The sequence below is a fragment of the Shigella sp. SIG6 genome (assembly GCF_053555815.1).
Map to the genome: position 1 here is coordinate 1 of NZ_JBQZXC010000018.1, position 14042 is coordinate 14042.

15 protein-coding genes and 2 pseudogenes are annotated in these 14042 nt (G+C 53.2%); 8 read left to right on the forward strand and 9 right to left on the reverse strand.

Annotated features, from left to right (window positions below; genetic code table 11):
• Together ACUU1M_RS05125 and ybbA are read right to left on the reverse strand one after the other, a co-directional pair.
• Positions 1–315, reverse strand: a pseudogene (locus ACUU1M_RS05125) (putative ABC transporter permease subunit YbbP); the annotation flags it as partial.
• Complete coding sequence (gene ybbA, locus ACUU1M_RS05130; protein ID WP_001110573.1) at positions 312–998, reverse strand: putative ABC transporter ATP-binding protein YbbA; 687 nt, start codon at positions 996–998, stop codon at positions 312–314. The pseudogene ACUU1M_RS05125 and the gene ybbA, both read right to left, overlap by 4 nt.
• Between ybbA and tesA the strand changes: the two genes are divergently transcribed.
• The 3 genes from tesA to cnoX are packed head-to-tail and all read left to right on the forward strand — an operon-like array spanning position 969 to position 3306.
• A complete protein-coding gene (tesA, locus tag ACUU1M_RS05135; protein WP_005073094.1) occupies positions 969–1592 on the forward strand; it encodes a multifunctional acyl-CoA thioesterase I/protease I/lysophospholipase L1 in 624 nt (207 codons plus the stop codon). The genes ybbA and tesA overlap by 30 nt on opposite strands.
• Positions 1582–2391 (forward strand): NADP(+)-dependent aldehyde reductase, encoded by an 810-nt coding sequence (ybbO, locus tag ACUU1M_RS05140; RefSeq protein WP_000148969.1) that lies wholly within the window; start codon positions 1582–1584, stop codon positions 2389–2391. The genes tesA and ybbO overlap by 11 nt, the downstream gene beginning before the upstream one ends.
• A 60-nt stretch (positions 2392–2451) precedes the next feature.
• Complete coding sequence (cnoX, locus tag ACUU1M_RS05145) at positions 2452–3306, forward strand: chaperedoxin (protein WP_005052961.1); 855 nt, start codon at positions 2452–2454, stop codon at positions 3304–3306.
• Positions 3307–3368: 62 nt separating this feature from the next.
• On the opposite strand, the gene fetB is transcribed toward cnoX, so the two are convergent.
• Together fetB and fetA are read right to left on the reverse strand one after the other, a co-directional pair.
• Positions 3369–4148: an iron efflux ABC transporter permease subunit FetB gene (gene fetB, locus ACUU1M_RS05150; protein WP_005066564.1), complete on the reverse strand. Its 780-nt coding sequence runs from the start codon at positions 4146–4148 to the stop codon at positions 3369–3371.
• Positions 4135–4812: an iron efflux ABC transporter ATP-binding subunit FetA gene (fetA, locus tag ACUU1M_RS05155; protein WP_001157551.1), complete on the reverse strand. Its 678-nt coding sequence runs from the start codon at positions 4810–4812 to the stop codon at positions 4135–4137. Before fetA ends, fetB begins: the two co-directional genes overlap by 14 nt.
• Before the next feature lie 145 nt (positions 4813–4957).
• Here fetA and ACUU1M_RS05160 point away from each other — a divergent pair, with 145 nt between their 5' ends.
• Positions 4958–5875 (forward strand): SPFH domain-containing protein, encoded by a 918-nt coding sequence (locus ACUU1M_RS05160; protein ID WP_000904502.1) that lies wholly within the window; start codon positions 4958–4960, stop codon positions 5873–5875.
• A complete protein-coding gene (locus ACUU1M_RS05165) occupies positions 5872–6330 on the forward strand; it encodes an NfeD family protein (RefSeq protein WP_000970323.1) in 459 nt (152 codons plus the stop codon). The genes ACUU1M_RS05160 and ACUU1M_RS05165 overlap by 4 nt, the downstream gene beginning before the upstream one ends.
• Here the strand turns inward: ACUU1M_RS05165 and cueR are convergent, their stop codons facing one another.
• The 4 genes and pseudogenes from cueR to glsA form a co-directional block, all read right to left on the reverse strand.
• Positions 6331–6738, reverse strand: a complete 408-nt coding sequence (gene cueR, locus ACUU1M_RS05170) for a Cu(I)-responsive transcriptional regulator (protein WP_001026747.1) — start codon at positions 6736–6738, stop codon at positions 6331–6333. It lies immediately after the preceding gene.
• Positions 6735–6832 (reverse strand): annotated as a pseudogene (locus tag ACUU1M_RS05175) (hypothetical protein); the annotation flags it as partial. The pseudogene ACUU1M_RS05175 and the gene cueR, both read right to left, overlap by 4 nt.
• 30 nt (positions 6833–6862) lie before the next feature.
• Positions 6863–8155, reverse strand: coding sequence for an APC family permease (locus ACUU1M_RS05180; RefSeq protein ID WP_000982147.1), 1293 nt, complete (start codon positions 8153–8155; stop codon positions 6863–6865).
• 2 nt (positions 8156–8157) lie between these two features.
• Positions 8158–9090, reverse strand: coding sequence for a glutaminase A (glsA, locus tag ACUU1M_RS05185; protein ID WP_000883028.1), 933 nt, complete (start codon positions 9088–9090; stop codon positions 8158–8160).
• A gap of 261 nt (positions 9091–9351) precedes the next feature.
• On the opposite strand from glsA, the gene copA reads away from it, so the two are divergent.
• On the forward strand, positions 9352–11856 hold the full coding sequence (gene copA / locus ACUU1M_RS05190; RefSeq protein ID WP_000083888.1) for a copper-exporting P-type ATPase CopA: 2505 nt from the start codon (positions 9352–9354) through the stop codon (positions 11854–11856).
• Between the two features lie 214 nt (positions 11857–12070).
• On the opposite strand, the gene ACUU1M_RS05195 is transcribed toward copA, so the two are convergent.
• Positions 12071–12412: a HigA family addiction module antitoxin gene (locus ACUU1M_RS05195; protein ID WP_005066557.1), complete on the reverse strand. Its 342-nt coding sequence runs from the start codon at positions 12410–12412 to the stop codon at positions 12071–12073.
• Positions 12413–12549: 137 nt separating this feature from the next.
• Here ACUU1M_RS05195 and ACUU1M_RS05200 point away from each other — a divergent pair, with 137 nt between their 5' ends.
• Entirely contained in the window at positions 12550–13344 is a 795-nt protein-coding gene (locus ACUU1M_RS05200; RefSeq protein WP_000365170.1) for a TraB/GumN family protein, read from the forward strand.
• 203 nt (positions 13345–13547) lie between these two features.
• Positions 13548–14027, forward strand: a complete 480-nt coding sequence (gene ybaK / locus ACUU1M_RS05205; RefSeq protein WP_000186631.1) for a Cys-tRNA(Pro)/Cys-tRNA(Cys) deacylase YbaK — start codon at positions 13548–13550, stop codon at positions 14025–14027.
• Positions 14028–14042: the final 15 nt, after the last annotated feature.

Below are 14042 nucleotides of genomic sequence, written 5' to 3' on the forward strand. Positions count from 1 at the left end.
GATATCATCCACCGCTTTGACGTTCGCCAGCTGCGGTGTGTCGCCTGCAAAGGTCATTGTGGCGAAAGTCAGCTGCTTGCCGACTTTCAGGCCGCGCTTTTGCGCTTCCTCCAGCCACGCTTGCGGCACTTCGCGTGAACTGCGCAACGCCCGATCGCCCGCCATAAACTCACGGCTTTGCTGGCTTAAGCCCTTCTCCATGCGATCGCTGATATTGCCCAGCGCCAGCACGCAGGCCACCGCCAGGCTTAGCGCCAGCCAGACAATTAATAGCGACGGCGAACGCCATTCGCGCCAGAACCAACGTGCAATCATGCTTCCTCCTGCAACTGCCCGTTCACCAGCCGTAAGCAGCGGTCGCAGCGTGCCGCCAGTTGCAGGTCGTGGGTCACCATAATCAACGTGGTGCCATGTTCACGGTTGAGGGAAAACAGCAGGTCGGCAATTTTATCGCCCGTCTGGCGGTCAAGGTTGCCGGTGGGTTCGTCGGCAAACAGCACATCAGGTCGACCATTAAAGGCTCGTGCCAGCGCCACTCGTTGCTGTTCACCGCCGGAAAGCTGTGCCGGAAGATGATCCAGACGTTTACCCAGCCCTAACTGTTCGAGCAACGCTTTCGCCCCGTTACGACTTTCCGCGCTACTCTCACCGCGCAGCAGAGCCGGAAGCTCGACGTTTTCCAGCGCGTTAAGGGTAGGAATTAACATAAATGACTGAAAAACAAAGCCGACGTGCTTCGCGCGCAACTTTGCCCGCGCTTCTTCGTCCATATTATGTAGCGGTTGTCCCACCAGACTCACTTCGCCACTGCTGCCGTCATCAAGCCCGGCGAGGATCGCCAGCAAGGTTGACTTACCCGATCCCGACTCGCCCACCAGTGCGATGGTCTCGCCACGTTTGACAACCAGCTCAACTCCGGTGAGGATGGAGAGTTCATGCTCCCCCTGACCGACGGACTTCTTAAGATGATGAACTTCAACAATGTTTTCCGCTGGCATTTGCCCTTCCTGTTCCTGGTCCTGTTAACCTTCCGTGCCGCCGCAGCGGACACGTTATTGATTCTGGGTGATAGCCTGAGCGCCGGGTATCGAATGTCTGCCAGCGCGGCCTGGCCTGCCTTGTTGAATGATAAGTGGCAGAGTAAAACGTCGGTAGTTAATGCCAGCATCAGCGGCGACACCTCGCAACAAGGGCTGGCGCGCCTTCCGGCTCTGCTCAAACAGCATCAGCCGCGTTGGGTGCTGGTTGAACTGGGCGGCAATGATGGTTTGCGTGGTTTTCAGCCACAGCAAACCGAGCAAACGCTGCGCCAGATTTTGCAGGATGTCAAAGCCGCCAACGCTGAACCATTGTTAATGCAAATACGTCTGCCTGCAAACTATGGTCGCCGTTATAATGAAGCCTTTAGCGCCATTTACCCCAAATTCGCCAAAGAGTTTGATGTTCCGCTGCTGCCCTTTTTTATGGAAGAGGTCTACCTCAAGCCACAATGGATGCAGGATGACGGTATTCATCCCAACCGCGACGCCCAGCCGTTTATTGCCGACTGGATGGCGAAGCAGTTGCAGCCTTTAGTAAATCATGACTCATAAAGCAACGGAGATCCTGACAGGTAAAGTTATGCAAAAATCGGTCTTAATTACCGGATGTTCCAGTGGAATTGGCCTGGAAAGCGCGCTCGAATTAAAACGCCAGGGTTTTCATGTGCTGGCAGGTTGCCGAAAACCGAATGATGTTGAGCGTATGAACAACATGGGATTTACCGGCGTGTTGATCGATCTGGATTCACCAGAAAGTGTTAATCGCGCAGCAGACGAGGTGATCGCCCTGACCGATAATTGTCTGTATGGGATCTTTAACAATGCCGGATTCGGCATGTATGGCCCCCTTTCCACCATCAGCCGTGCGCAGATGGAACAGCAGTTTTCCGCCAACTTTTTCGGCGCACACCAGCTCACCATGCGCCTGTTACCCGCGATGTTACCGCACGGTGAAGGGCGTATTGTGATGACATCATCGGTGATGGGATTAATCTCCACGCCGGGTCGTGGCGCTTACGCGGCCAGTAAATATGCGCTGGAGGCGTGGTCAGACGCGCTGCGCATGGAGCTACGCCACAGCGGAATTAAAGTCAGCCTGATCGAACCCGGTCCCATTCGTACTCGCTTCACCGACAACGTCAACCAGACGCAAAGTGATAAACCAGTCGAAAATCCCGGCATCGCCGCCCGCTTTACGTTGGGACCGGAAGCGGTGGTCGACAAAGTGCGCCATGCTTTTATTAGCGAGAAGCCGAAGATGCGCTATCCGGTAACGCTGGTGACCTGGGCAGTAATGGTGCTCGAGCGCCTGCTGCCTGGGCGCGTGATGGACAAAATATTGCAGGGGTGAGTTGAAGCGCGCGCTTAAGCCCCCATGTCAAAGAAAATATCGACAACAGAGAGCGACTCCATGTCCGTAGAAAATATTGTCAACATTAACGAATCTAACCTGCAACAGGTTCTTGAACAGTCGATGACCACTCCGGTGCTGTTCTATTTTTGGTCTGAACGTAGCCAGCACTGTTTGCAGTTAACCCCGATCCTGGAAAGCCTCGCGGCGCAGTACAACGGGCAATTTATTCTGGCGAAGCTGGACTGCGACGCGGAGCAGATGATTGCCGCCCAGTTTGGTCTGCGCGCGATTCCGACCGTGTATCTGTTCCAGAACGGGCAACCGGTAGATGGCTTCCAGGGGCCGCAACCGGAAGAGGCGATCCGCGCCCTGCTGGATAAAGTGCTGCCGCGCGAAGAAGAGCTGAAAGCGCAGCAGGCGATGCAACTGATGCAGGAAGGCAATTACACCGATGCCCTGCCATTGCTGAAAGACGCCTGGCAGTTGTCGAATCAGAACGGGGAGATCGGCCTGCTGCTGGCAGAAACGCTGATTGCGCTGAACCGTTCTGAAGATGCGGAAGCGGTGCTGAAAACCATTCCGTTGCAGGATCAGGACACCCGCTACCAGGGGCTGGTAGCGCAAATCGAACTGCTGAAGCAGGCGGCTGATAAGCCGGAAATTCAACAGTTGCAACAGCAGGTGGCGGAGAATCCAGAAGATGCCGCACTGGCGACGCAACTGGCGCTGCAACTGCATCAGGTTGGGCGCAATGAAGAGGCGCTGGAGTTGCTGTTCGGGCATCTGCGTAAAGATCTCACCGCCGCAGACGGTCAGACGCGTAAAACGTTCCAGGAGATCCTCGCTGCGCTGGGTACGGGTGATGCACTGGCGTCGAAGTATCGCCGCCAGCTGTATGCATTGTTGTATTGATATTCCGTTGTTCGGCACATGAACCACAACGCCGGATGCGATGCTGCGCATCCGGCATCGCATCATTTCTTCTTCAATTGAGTCACCACCAACTGGTGGCGCGAATTATAAAACTTACGATAGGTTAAATAGCAGGCAATAATGGTCGACAAGCTGGCGGTTGAGAGCAGCATAAAGGTCACCATAATCTGATATTTAATCGCCTTCACCGGATCAATCCCGGCAAATATCAGCCCGGACATCATTCCTGGTAAACTCACTAAGCCAACCGTTTTTGCTGAATCGACCGTCGGAATTAAAGCCGCGCGAATACTGTCGCGAATCAATATCGCTGAAGCCTGCTTCGGCGTCGCGCCAAGACTCAGTTTCTCCTGAATCTGTTGCTGTTCGCTAATGACCCGTTGCCCTAAATTGTTGTAACACAACCCCACCGCTACCATGGCGTTACCGGCAATCATCCCGGCGACAGGGATCACCTGCATCGGGATAAATTCAATCGACCCTGAGAGAATCAGCACCGCCAGGGTAATTCCCGCCCCGACCGTAATGGCAATAAACGATGAGATAAAAGCTTTAGCAATATATTTACTGCGTTTTTGCGCGTTCCACGCCGCATTAAAGCAGATAAATAACACCATCAATAATGTCAGGCTGGCATCATCCACGCTGAAAATATACTTCAGCACATAGCCGACAATAATCAGCTGAATTATCGCTCGCCCGACGCTCCAGAGAATATCTTTCTCCAGCGCCAGTTTTTCTTTATGGCTAATTAAGATTGCCACCACCACCAGCATTAATGCCAGTGCTAATGATTCGTTAGTAATATTATGCGAGTTCATAGCGTGCTTCCTGCATTTCTCCGGCATGCGGTTGCAGTGTAATCACTTTATCCGCATGATTAATTTCGTCTTTATCGTGTGTCACCCACAGCACGGCAATATTTTGCTCGCGCACATAACGATGGATCATCTCATTGACGTTATGTTTATTACTTTCATCCAGCGCACTGGTTATTTCATCCAGCAATAAAACCTTCGGCATAAATTGCAGGTTACGAATCAATGAGATGCGTTGTTTTTCACCACCAGATAGCTCGGCGATATTCTTCGTCAAAATGCTGTCCGGCAAAGCGAAGCGTTCGAGAAAATCGAGAAAAATGGCCGGGTCAGGCTGCTGGTTACGGATCTGCCAGGGAAAGATCAGATTATCGTATACCGTATCGCCAAACAGCGTCGGCGTCTGGGCGCAGTAAGAGACTTGCTGGCGGTAGATTTCTGGTTTTAGTGTGCTGACATCCTCACCTTCAAACAGTAACGTTCCGCTGGTTGGGCTGATCAATGAAGCAACTATTTTTAGCAGCGTACTTTTGCCACAACCAGAAGGACCGGTAATTAACTTAAATTCGCCAGCACGCAGCGAAAAATTGATGTTATTAAGAATCTTCGTATCACCCGCCAGATATCCTACGTTTTGTAGCTGAAGCAAAGGACTATTTTCCTGCATCGCTGTTCCCTTTTTCTGATTTTTACTAAAAACAGTTTATCCTTCGCAGGAATAAGGGGGAACTCTCTTTCAGTAATCAGGTATAATTTGTTTAATCAAGCAGCAATTTTGCTGATTATGGACGGTACAACAGGAGGTTTTTCCGATGCTTATCTTTATCCCGATTCTCATTTTTGTCGCGCTGGTCATTGTCGGCGCGGGCGTCAAAATCGTGCCGCAGGGCTATCAATGGACGGTAGAACGTTTTGGTCGCTATACCAAAACGTTACAGCCGGGGCTCAGTCTGGTGGTGCCGTTTATGGATCGCATTGGTCGCAAGATCAATATGATGGAGCAAGTGCTCGATATCCCTTCCCAGGAAGTTATCTCGAAAGATAACGCCAACGTTACCATCGACGCAGTCTGTTTTATTCAGGTGATTGACGCGCCACGCGCTGCCTATGAAGTCAGCAATCTGGAGCTGGCGATCATCAACCTGACCATGACTAACATCCGTACCGTGTTGGGTTCAATGGAACTTGACGAAATGCTCTCTCAGCGCGACAGCATCAACTCACGCCTGCTGCGTATTGTCGATGAAGCCACCAACCCGTGGGGGATTAAAGTCACCCGTATTGAAATTCGCGACGTGCGCCCACCGGCAGAGCTTATCTCTTCAATGAACGCGCAGATGAAAGCGGAACGTACCAAACGCGCTTACATTCTTGAAGCGGAAGGAATCCGTCAGGCGGAAATCCTCAAAGCCGAAGGTGAAAAACAGTCGCAAATCCTGAAAGCGGAAGGCGAACGTCAGTCGGCGTTTTTACAGGCTGAAGCGCGTGAACGTTCCGCCGAAGCAGAAGCCCGCGCCACCAAAATGGTGTCTGAAGCTATCGCCTCCGGTGATATTCAGGCGGTGAACTACTTCGTAGCGCAAAAATACACCGAAGCGTTACAGCAGATCGGTTCCTCCAGTAACAGCAAAGTAGTGATGATGCCATTAGAGGCCAGCAGCCTGATGGGGTCGATTGCCGGGATTGCCGAGCTGGTGAAAGACAGCGCCAACAAACGGACTCAGCCATGATGGAGTTAATGGTCGTTCATCCACATATTTTCTGGCTCAGTCTCGGCGGGTTGCTGCTGGCAGCCGAGATGCTGGGCGGAAATGGTTATTTGTTGTGGAGCGGCGTGGCAGCGGTGATTACCGGCCTGGTGGTCTGGCTGGTGCCGCTGGGTTGGGAGTGGCAAGGGGTAATGTTTGCCATCCTGACGCTGCTCGCCGCCTGGCTGTGGTGGAAATGGTTGTCGCGGCGGGTGCGCGAACAAAAGCACAGCGATAGTCATTTAAACCAGCGCGGGCAGCAGCTGATTGGCCGACGTTTTGTGCTGGAATCTCCGCTGGTCAACGGGCGCGGTCATATGCGCGTCGGTGACAGTTCATGGCCTGTCAGCGCCAGCGAGGATCTCGGTGCAGGTACGCATGTTGAAGTCATTGCGATAGAAGGGATAACCCTACATATCCGAGCCGTCTCGTCTTAATCACCCTGCCCGATGATGACAGCAGCCGGAGAGATTTTCGATAATCGGGCAGTCGGCACTGTCATCGCCAGGGCAGGCATTCGCCAGTGCCAGCAGCTGGTCGCGCATGGATTGCAGCTCCTCAATGTGTCGTTCGATCTCCGCCACCTTCTCCAGCGTGCGCCGTTTGACGTCGGCGCTGTGCCGCTGCGGGTCGTTAAACAGATTCACCAGCTCGCCGCTCTCTTCCAGGTTAAAGCCCACCTGCCGTGCCTGGCGCAGTAAGGTCAGTTCGTTGAGATGCTGCTGCGTGTAGGTGCGATAACCGTTTTCGCTGCGCATCGGCGGCGTCACCAGCCCCTTCTCTTCATAGAAGCGAATGGCTTTGCTGGTCAGGCCGGTAATTTTTGCTACATCGCTGATGTTCATCGTTCGCGCAACGCCTCCTGTGCTTTGTTAAAGGGTTTCAACAGATATTCAAGCACGTTTTTTTGCCAGTGCGAATATCGACCGCCACCACAATAATACAGGAAGTACTGCGCACAGAGAGGTGTTATACGGTTTTATTACGCTTCATGACCATTGCCACAATAAGGCTGAGTAAGATTGCACCAATAATCCATATCAACGCACGGCTGCCCTGGGACCACAGGCTGTAGATAAAGCCAACGATCACCAACAACATCACCAACGTACCAACGATAAGAATCGGCAACGAGGCGTGAATATCATGACGCAGGCGGATCGCCACCACAAACACCGCCAGATAGCAGATCAAAAAGGTGGCGCTGGCAACGCTGGCGAGTGAGTCTAAATTTAGCGCCGCCGTCATCAGCATTATCAACACCACGACGATGATGTTGCCCCAGGTACTCTGCCGCCACAGGGTTTTATTCATTAGCTTCGGCAGTTCGCGTTCGCTGCCCATGTTGTCCATGATGTTAAACACGGCGAACAGGTTCGCGTTAATGCCTGAAGCCGTCGCCAGTAAAGCGCCGATGACGACGATCACATAACCCACATACCCGAGCAGCGGAGAAGCAGCCTGCGCTACGGCGGTATCAGCATATTTTTCTAACTCTAATGCCGATACATCGCTAAGCAAAACCAGCGCCAGCGAGATATAAAGCAACGTGGTAACGCCAATCGCCACCAGAAACGCCCGTGGCATAATGACCTGCGGATCTTTCACTTTATCCGCCGCGTTCGCCATCATGCCAAAGCCCGCATAGGCAAGGAAGGTTATCCCAATACAGGAGAAGAACGCACCGGAGCTGGGGGGCGCAGAGAAGGAAATATGCGCCGGTTGCAGCGACCAGACACCGGCAATAATCAGCAATAACAGGATCATCATTTTAATGCCGACGAGGATCACTTCCAGCCGCCCTACCGCATGGTTGCTTAAGGAGTTGAAAAGCGTCATCACCGCAATGATCCCCAACGCGTAGAGCAAAATAAGGTGCTCCTCCTGGCTGCCTTCATGCAAAAACTGCACGGCATAAGCGCCAAAAGCACGGGCAACCATGGCGATGCTCACCGCCAGCGTCAACAGATATAGCAACGAGAGCGCTAGCGAAAAGACGCCGTTGCCTAATCCGCGACGAAAAAAGTCGATAATACCGCCATTGCTGGGATAGCTCGCCCCCAGACGCGCATAGGCATAACCGGAAAACATCGCCACAATACCGCCAAAAGCAAAGGCGCCCCAGGTCGAGGCTTCCATTAGCAACGCAGCCTGCCCCAGCAGCGCGAAGATCCCCGCCCCCACCATTGCCCCAATACCGATGGAAACGACGTTCCATAGACCGAGGGGTTTGTTACCGTTATTACCTTCCGTGTTCATCATGATCAGCCCTTAAACACGTTATAGCCGAGTTGCTTAGCGACCGATGCCACCATTTTTTGACCGCGAACACTATTGCCTTCTTCGTCCAGCGGTGGTGAGAACGCGGCAATTCCCATCACGCCAGGGACGACCGCCAGAATACCGCCACCTACACCGCTTTTGCCCGGTAAACCAACGCGATACGCCCAGTCACCGGAGCGACCATACAGCCCTTCCATCATCATTTCGGCCAGAATGTACGGCACGTTGTCGGCCTGAAGAACGCGTTTATGCGTCAACGGATTCACACCACCCGCCGCCAGCGTCGCGCCAAGCGTTGCCAGTTCAACAGTATTGATGAGCGTAGAGCACTGACGGGTGTACACGTCACAGGCTTCCATTGCATCACAATAGAGATATCCGGCGGAGTACAGCAGCCAGGCAATGGCCCGGTTATGGAAGTTGGTTGTTTGTTCCGACTGGTTGACTTCGTCAGAGAGCGCTACCTGCTCACCAGCCAGTTGCTGTTGGATATGTAAAATTCGCTGCCAGCGTTGTTCGGCGTTTTCAGCGTTAATCAGGCTGGTGGTGGCAATAGCGCCAGCATTTACCAGTGGCGAAAGCGGTTTGCCGCCATGCAACTCTAAGGCGATAACTGAGTTAAAGGGCAATCCGGTCGGGTCAGCGCCAATTTTGTCCTGTACCGCCTGCGGGCCGACATCTTCTAACGCAAGGGCTAACGTACAGACTTTAGAGATGGATTCCAGTGCAAAGCGGTAATCACTGTCACCCGCACTATAGACGTTGCCATCGCAGGTCACGATAGCCACTGCCGCCAGTTGACCTGGTACATTCGCCAGAAAGGGAATGTAATCGGCATTTTGTCCGCCGTTAAGTGAGTGAAATTGGGTGTAAGCCTGATCCACTGCCTGCTGTAATTTGTTTGCATCTAACATCTTTTGTTAACTCCTTTTTATAGATGCGGGAGGTAATTCCTCACCCCGGTGCCGATTTTCAGGCATCCTGATTTAACTTAGCACCCGCAACTTAACTACAGGAAAACAAAGAAATAAATGTCTAATCCTGATGCAAATCGAGCCGATTTTTTAATCTTTACGGACTTTTACCCGCCTGGTTTATTAATTTCTTGACCTTCCCCTTGCTGGAAGGTTTAACCTTTATCACAGCCAGTCAAAACTGTCTTAAAGGAGTGTTTTATGTCACAAACTATCGACCTGAACCTGGACGGCCTGTCCTGCGGTCACTGCGTTAAACGCGTGAAAGAAAGTCTTGAACAGCGCCCGGATGTGGAACAAGCGGATGTGTCTATCACTGAAGCGCACGTTACCGGGACTGCCAGTGCAGAACAGCTGATCGAAACCATCAAACAAGCGGGTTATGACGCATCTGTAAGCCACCCAAAGGCTAAACCGCTGGCGGAGTCATCAATCCCGTCGGAAGCACTGACAGCGGTTTCTGAGGCGCTTCCGGCAGCGACCGCCGATGACGATGACAGCCAGCAGTTGCTGCTGAGCGGCATGAGCTGCGCCAGCTGTGTCACCCGCGTACAAAATGCGCTGCAAAGCGTACCGGGCGTTACTCAGGCACGGGTAAACCTGGCGGAGCGTACTGCGCTGGTGATGGGCAGTGCCTCCCCACAAGATTTAGTGCAGGCGGTGGAAAAAGCGGGCTACGGCGCGGAAGCGATTGAAGATGACGCGAAACGCCGCGAACGCCAGCAAGAAACCGCCGTCGCTACGATGAAGCGCTTCCGCTGGCAGGCAATTGTCGCACTGGCGGTGGGTATCCCGGTGATGGTCTGGGGGATGATCGGCGATAACATGATGGTCACCGCCGACAACCGCAGCCTGTGGTTGGTTATCGGCCTGATAACCCTGGCGGTGATGGTTTTCGCCGGCGGCCATTTTTACCGCAGTGCATGGAAAAGCCTGCTGAACGGTGCAGCGACGATGGATACGCTGGTGGCGCTGGGAACGGGCGTGGCGTGGCTCTATTCGATGAGCGTCAACCTGTGGCCGCAGTGGTTCCCGATGGAAGCGCGACATCTTTACTATGAAGCCAGTGCGATGATTATCGGTCTGATCAATCTCGGCCATATGCTGGAAGCACGCGCACGTCAGCGTTCTTCTAAGGCACTGGAGAAATTACTCGATTTAACCCCACTGACGGCGCGCCTGGTTACTGACGAAGGTGAAAAAAGCGTGCCTCTGGCAGAAGTGCAGCCAGGTATGTTGCTGCGCCTGACGACCGGCGATCGCGTGCCGGTAGATGGCGAGATTACCCAGGGCGAAGCATGGCTGGATGAAGCGATGCTGACGGGCGAACCAATCCCGCAGCAAAAAGGCGAAGGCGATAGCGTCCATGCCGGGACAGTGGTACAGGACGGCAGTGTGCTGTTTCGTGCCAGTGCGGTTGGCAGCCATACCACGCTATCAAGGATCATTCGCATGGTGCGCCAGGCCCAGAGCAGCAAGCCAGAAATCGGTCAGCTGGCGGATAAAATCTCAGCCGTATTTGTGCCGGTAGTAGTGGTTATTGCGCTTGTCAGTGCGGCAATCTGGTATTTCTTTGGTCCGGCACCACAGATTGTCTATACCCTGGTGATTGCCACTACGGTGCTGATTATCGCCTGCCCGTGTGCGCTGGGACTGGCGACGCCGATGTCGATTATTTCCGGCGTCGGGCGGGCGGCTGAGTTTGGCGTGCTGGTGCGGGACGCCGACGCGCTGCAACGCGCCAGTACACTCGATACCGTCGTGTTCGATAAAACCGGGACGCTGACCGAAGGGAAGCCGCAGGTTGTCGCAGTGAAAACATTTGCTGATGTTGACGAAGCGCAGGCGCTGCGTCTGGCGGCGGCGCTGGAGCAAGGTTCCAGCCATCCATTGGCACGAGCGATCCTTGATAAAGCAGGCGATATGCAGCTACCGCAGGTCAACGGTTTCCGCACATTGCGCGGGCTGGGCGTGAGCGGTGAAGCAGAAGGTCATGCGTTATTGCTGGGTAATCAGGCGTTGTTAAATGATCAGCAAGTCGATACTAAAGCGATTGAAGCCGATATTTCAGCTCAGGCATCGCAAGGAGCAACGCCTGTGCTGCTGGCGATTGACGGGAAAGCAGTAGCCCTGCTGGCTGTACGCGATCCGTTGCGTAGTGATAGCGTGGCGGCGCTGCAACGCCTGCATAAAGCGGGATATCGTCTGGTGATGTTGACCGGGGATAACCCAACCACCGCCAATGCGATCGCCAAAGAAGCTGGAATTGATGAAGTGATTGCCGGAGTGCTGCCGGACGGTAAAGCCGAAGCGATCAAACGTCTGCAAAGTGAAGGACGTCAGGTGGCAATGGTGGGCGACGGCATTAACGACGCGCCAGCGCTGGCCCAGGCGGATGTCGGCATTGCGATGGGTGGCGGCAGTGATGTTGCCATTGAAACCGCGGCGATTACCCTGATGCGCCATAGCCTGATGGGCGTTGCGGATGCGCTCGCGATTTCCCGCGCAACGCTGCGCAACATGAAGCAGAACCTGCTCGGTGCCTTTATCTACAACAGCATCGGTATTCCGGTCGCCGCCGGTATTTTGTGGCCGTTTACTGGAACACTGCTTAACCCGGTAGTTGCCGGAGCGGCAATGGCGCTCTCGTCGATTACCGTAGTGAGTAACGCCAACCGGTTGCTGCGGTTTAAACCGAAGGAATAAGTACGTCATTGCGGATGCGCTGCTTTAGGGCGGCGCATTTGGCATCGACGCATGACTGCCGGATGCGGCGTAAACGCCTTATCCGGCCTACAGTTCAGGCACAGGTTTGTAGGCCTGATAAGACGCGTAAGCGTCGCATCAGGCAATGGTGCTCGGATGCCGGATGCGGCGTGAACGCCTTATCCGGCCTACGAGATGAAGCGATGTTTTGGCCTTACGCGACCTTTTTTGCACGCTCTTCACGGCGTGCCAAATATTCAGCCACTGTTTCAATCCGTCCCAATTCTTCCTGGGTGCGCATGTTGTTTTCAACTTCCCAAAGATCAACTGCCGCCTGGAGGTTTAGCCTAAAATCGACTGTGGTATCAAAAACTTTCGCCAGACGGAATGCCATCTCAGTGGTGAGTTTACGATTGTTATTGATCAGTGCACTGACGCGATTACGATGAACATGCAGCAACTCTGCTAACTCATTGATTTTCAAATCGAGCGGTTCCAGATATTCATAGAGAAGAATATCTCCGGGTGTCGTCGGTTTTCTTGTTGCCTGTTTCATGGTTTTTAACTGTTGCTTCCCTGTGAATAGCGATGCAAGAACATACTGAATCATACAAACACATTAAACAAGTCCCCAACTCCATTTGCGCCATCCCTCACCGCGCGCTAGCATGATATTTCACAAAGGGAGGTCGTATGGATCTGTTGTACCGGGTAAAAACGCTTTGGGCCGCGCTGCGCGGTAATCATTACACCTGGCCTGCCATCGATATCACCCTCCCCGGCAATCGCCATTTTCATCTGATTGGCAGTATTCATATGGGTAGCCACGATATGGCTCCCCTGCCCACCCGTTTGCTCAAAAAGCTCAAAAACGCCGATGCGCTGATCGTCGAGGCGGATGTTTCCACCAGCGATACGCCTTTTGCTAATTTGCCTGCCTGCGAGGCGCTGGAAGAGCGCATTAGCGAGGAGCAACTCCAAAACCTGCAGCACATTAGCCAGGAGATGGACATTTCTCCCTCACTCTTTTCTACCCAACCGCTGTGGCAAATCGCGATGGTTCTTCAGGCGACGCAGGCACAAAAACTGGGGCTGCGGGCAGAATACGGTATCGATTACCAGCTATTGCAGGCGGCGAAGCAACAACATAAACCCGTGATTGAACTGGAAGGGGCTGAAAACCAGATTGCCATGTTGCTCCAGCTCCCTGACAAAGGACTGGCGCTGCTGGACGATACGCTGACCCACTGGCATACCAACGCACGGTTGCTGCAACAAATGATGAGCTGGTGGCTGAATGCACCGCCGCAAAATAATGATATAACGCTGCCCAATACGTTCAGTCAGTCGCTGTACGATGTGCTGATGCATCAGCGAAATCTCGCCTGGCGGGATAAATTACGCGCCATGCCGCCGGGGCGATATGTGGTCGCGGTCGGTGCACTACACCTGTATGGAGAAGGGAATTTGCCGCAAATGTTGCGCTAAAAAAATGGCCAATATCGCTATTGGCCTGTCAAAGAGGAATTTCATTTTTTTATTATTATGCCGTCACTTTAAGCGACGGTGTAACTCGATTGTCGCTCAATCTCACCATCCTGCCAATACTCTTAGGCAAGATGACTCTTTTTTTTGGACCGCCATCAGGCGTATGCTTGCTTCGTTTTTTTGTTTAAGGCAGGAAAATTACCATGACACCCGCAGTTAAATTACTCGAAAAAAACAAGATTTCGTTTCAAATCCATACCTACGAGCACGATCCGGCTGAAACCAATTTTGGCGATGAAGTCGTCAAAAAATTAGGTTTGAATCCGGATCAGGTCTACAAAACGCTGCTGGTGGCAGTGAACGGTGATATGAAACACCTTGCCGTGGCCGTTACGCCGGTCGCAGGTCAACTGGATCTTAAAAAAGTAGCAAAAGCGCTGGGTGCCAAGAAAGTTGAGATGGCCGATCCGATGGTCGCGCAGCGTTCGACGGGATACCTGGTTGGGGGGATTAGCCCACTGGGGCAGAAAAAACGTCTGCCAACGATTATCGACGCCCCTGCACAAGAATTTGCCACTATTTATGTTTCCGGCGGCAAGCGCGGACTGGATATCGAACTGGCGGCAGGCGATCTGGCAAAGATCCTCGATGCCAAATTTGCTGATATCGCCCGCCGCGATTAAGCATTGTGCCGGATG

Bases quoted from the DNA above. Each gene is read 5' to 3' on its own strand.
- tesA (WP_005073094.1), top strand. From the start codon at position 969: ATGAACTTCAACAATGTTTTCCGCTGGCATTTGCCCTTCCTGTTCCTG.
- ybbA (WP_001110573.1), bottom strand. From the start codon at position 998: ATGCCAGCGGAAAACATTGTTGAAGTTCATCATCTTAAGAAGTCCGTC.
- ybbO (WP_000148969.1), top strand. From the start codon at position 1,582: ATGACTCATAAAGCAACGGAGATCCTGACAGGTAAAGTTATGCAAAAA.
- cnoX (WP_005052961.1), top strand. From the start codon at position 2,452: ATGTCCGTAGAAAATATTGTCAACATTAACGAATCTAACCTGCAACAG.
- fetB (WP_005066564.1), bottom strand. From the start codon at position 4,148: ATGAACTCGCATAATATTACTAACGAATCATTAGCACTGGCATTAATG.
- fetA (WP_001157551.1), bottom strand. From the start codon at position 4,812: ATGCAGGAAAATAGTCCTTTGCTTCAGCTACAAAACGTAGGATATCTG.
- ACUU1M_RS05160 (WP_000904502.1), top strand. From the start codon at position 4,958: ATGCTTATCTTTATCCCGATTCTCATTTTTGTCGCGCTGGTCATTGTC.
- ACUU1M_RS05165 (WP_000970323.1), top strand. From the start codon at position 5,872: ATGATGGAGTTAATGGTCGTTCATCCACATATTTTCTGGCTCAGTCTC.
- cueR (WP_001026747.1), bottom strand. From the start codon at position 6,738: ATGAACATCAGCGATGTAGCAAAAATTACCGGCCTGACCAGCAAAGCC.
- ACUU1M_RS05180 (WP_000982147.1), bottom strand. From the start codon at position 8,155: ATGATGAACACGGAAGGTAATAACGGTAACAAACCCCTCGGTCTATGG.
- glsA (WP_000883028.1), bottom strand. From the start codon at position 9,090: ATGTTAGATGCAAACAAATTACAGCAGGCAGTGGATCAGGCTTACACC.
- copA (WP_000083888.1), top strand. From the start codon at position 9,352: ATGTCACAAACTATCGACCTGAACCTGGACGGCCTGTCCTGCGGTCAC.
- ACUU1M_RS05195 (WP_005066557.1), bottom strand. From the start codon at position 12,412: ATGAAACAGGCAACAAGAAAACCGACGACACCCGGAGATATTCTTCTC.
- ACUU1M_RS05200 (WP_000365170.1), top strand. From the start codon at position 12,550: ATGGATCTGTTGTACCGGGTAAAAACGCTTTGGGCCGCGCTGCGCGGT.
- ybaK (WP_000186631.1), top strand. From the start codon at position 13,548: ATGACACCCGCAGTTAAATTACTCGAAAAAAACAAGATTTCGTTTCAA.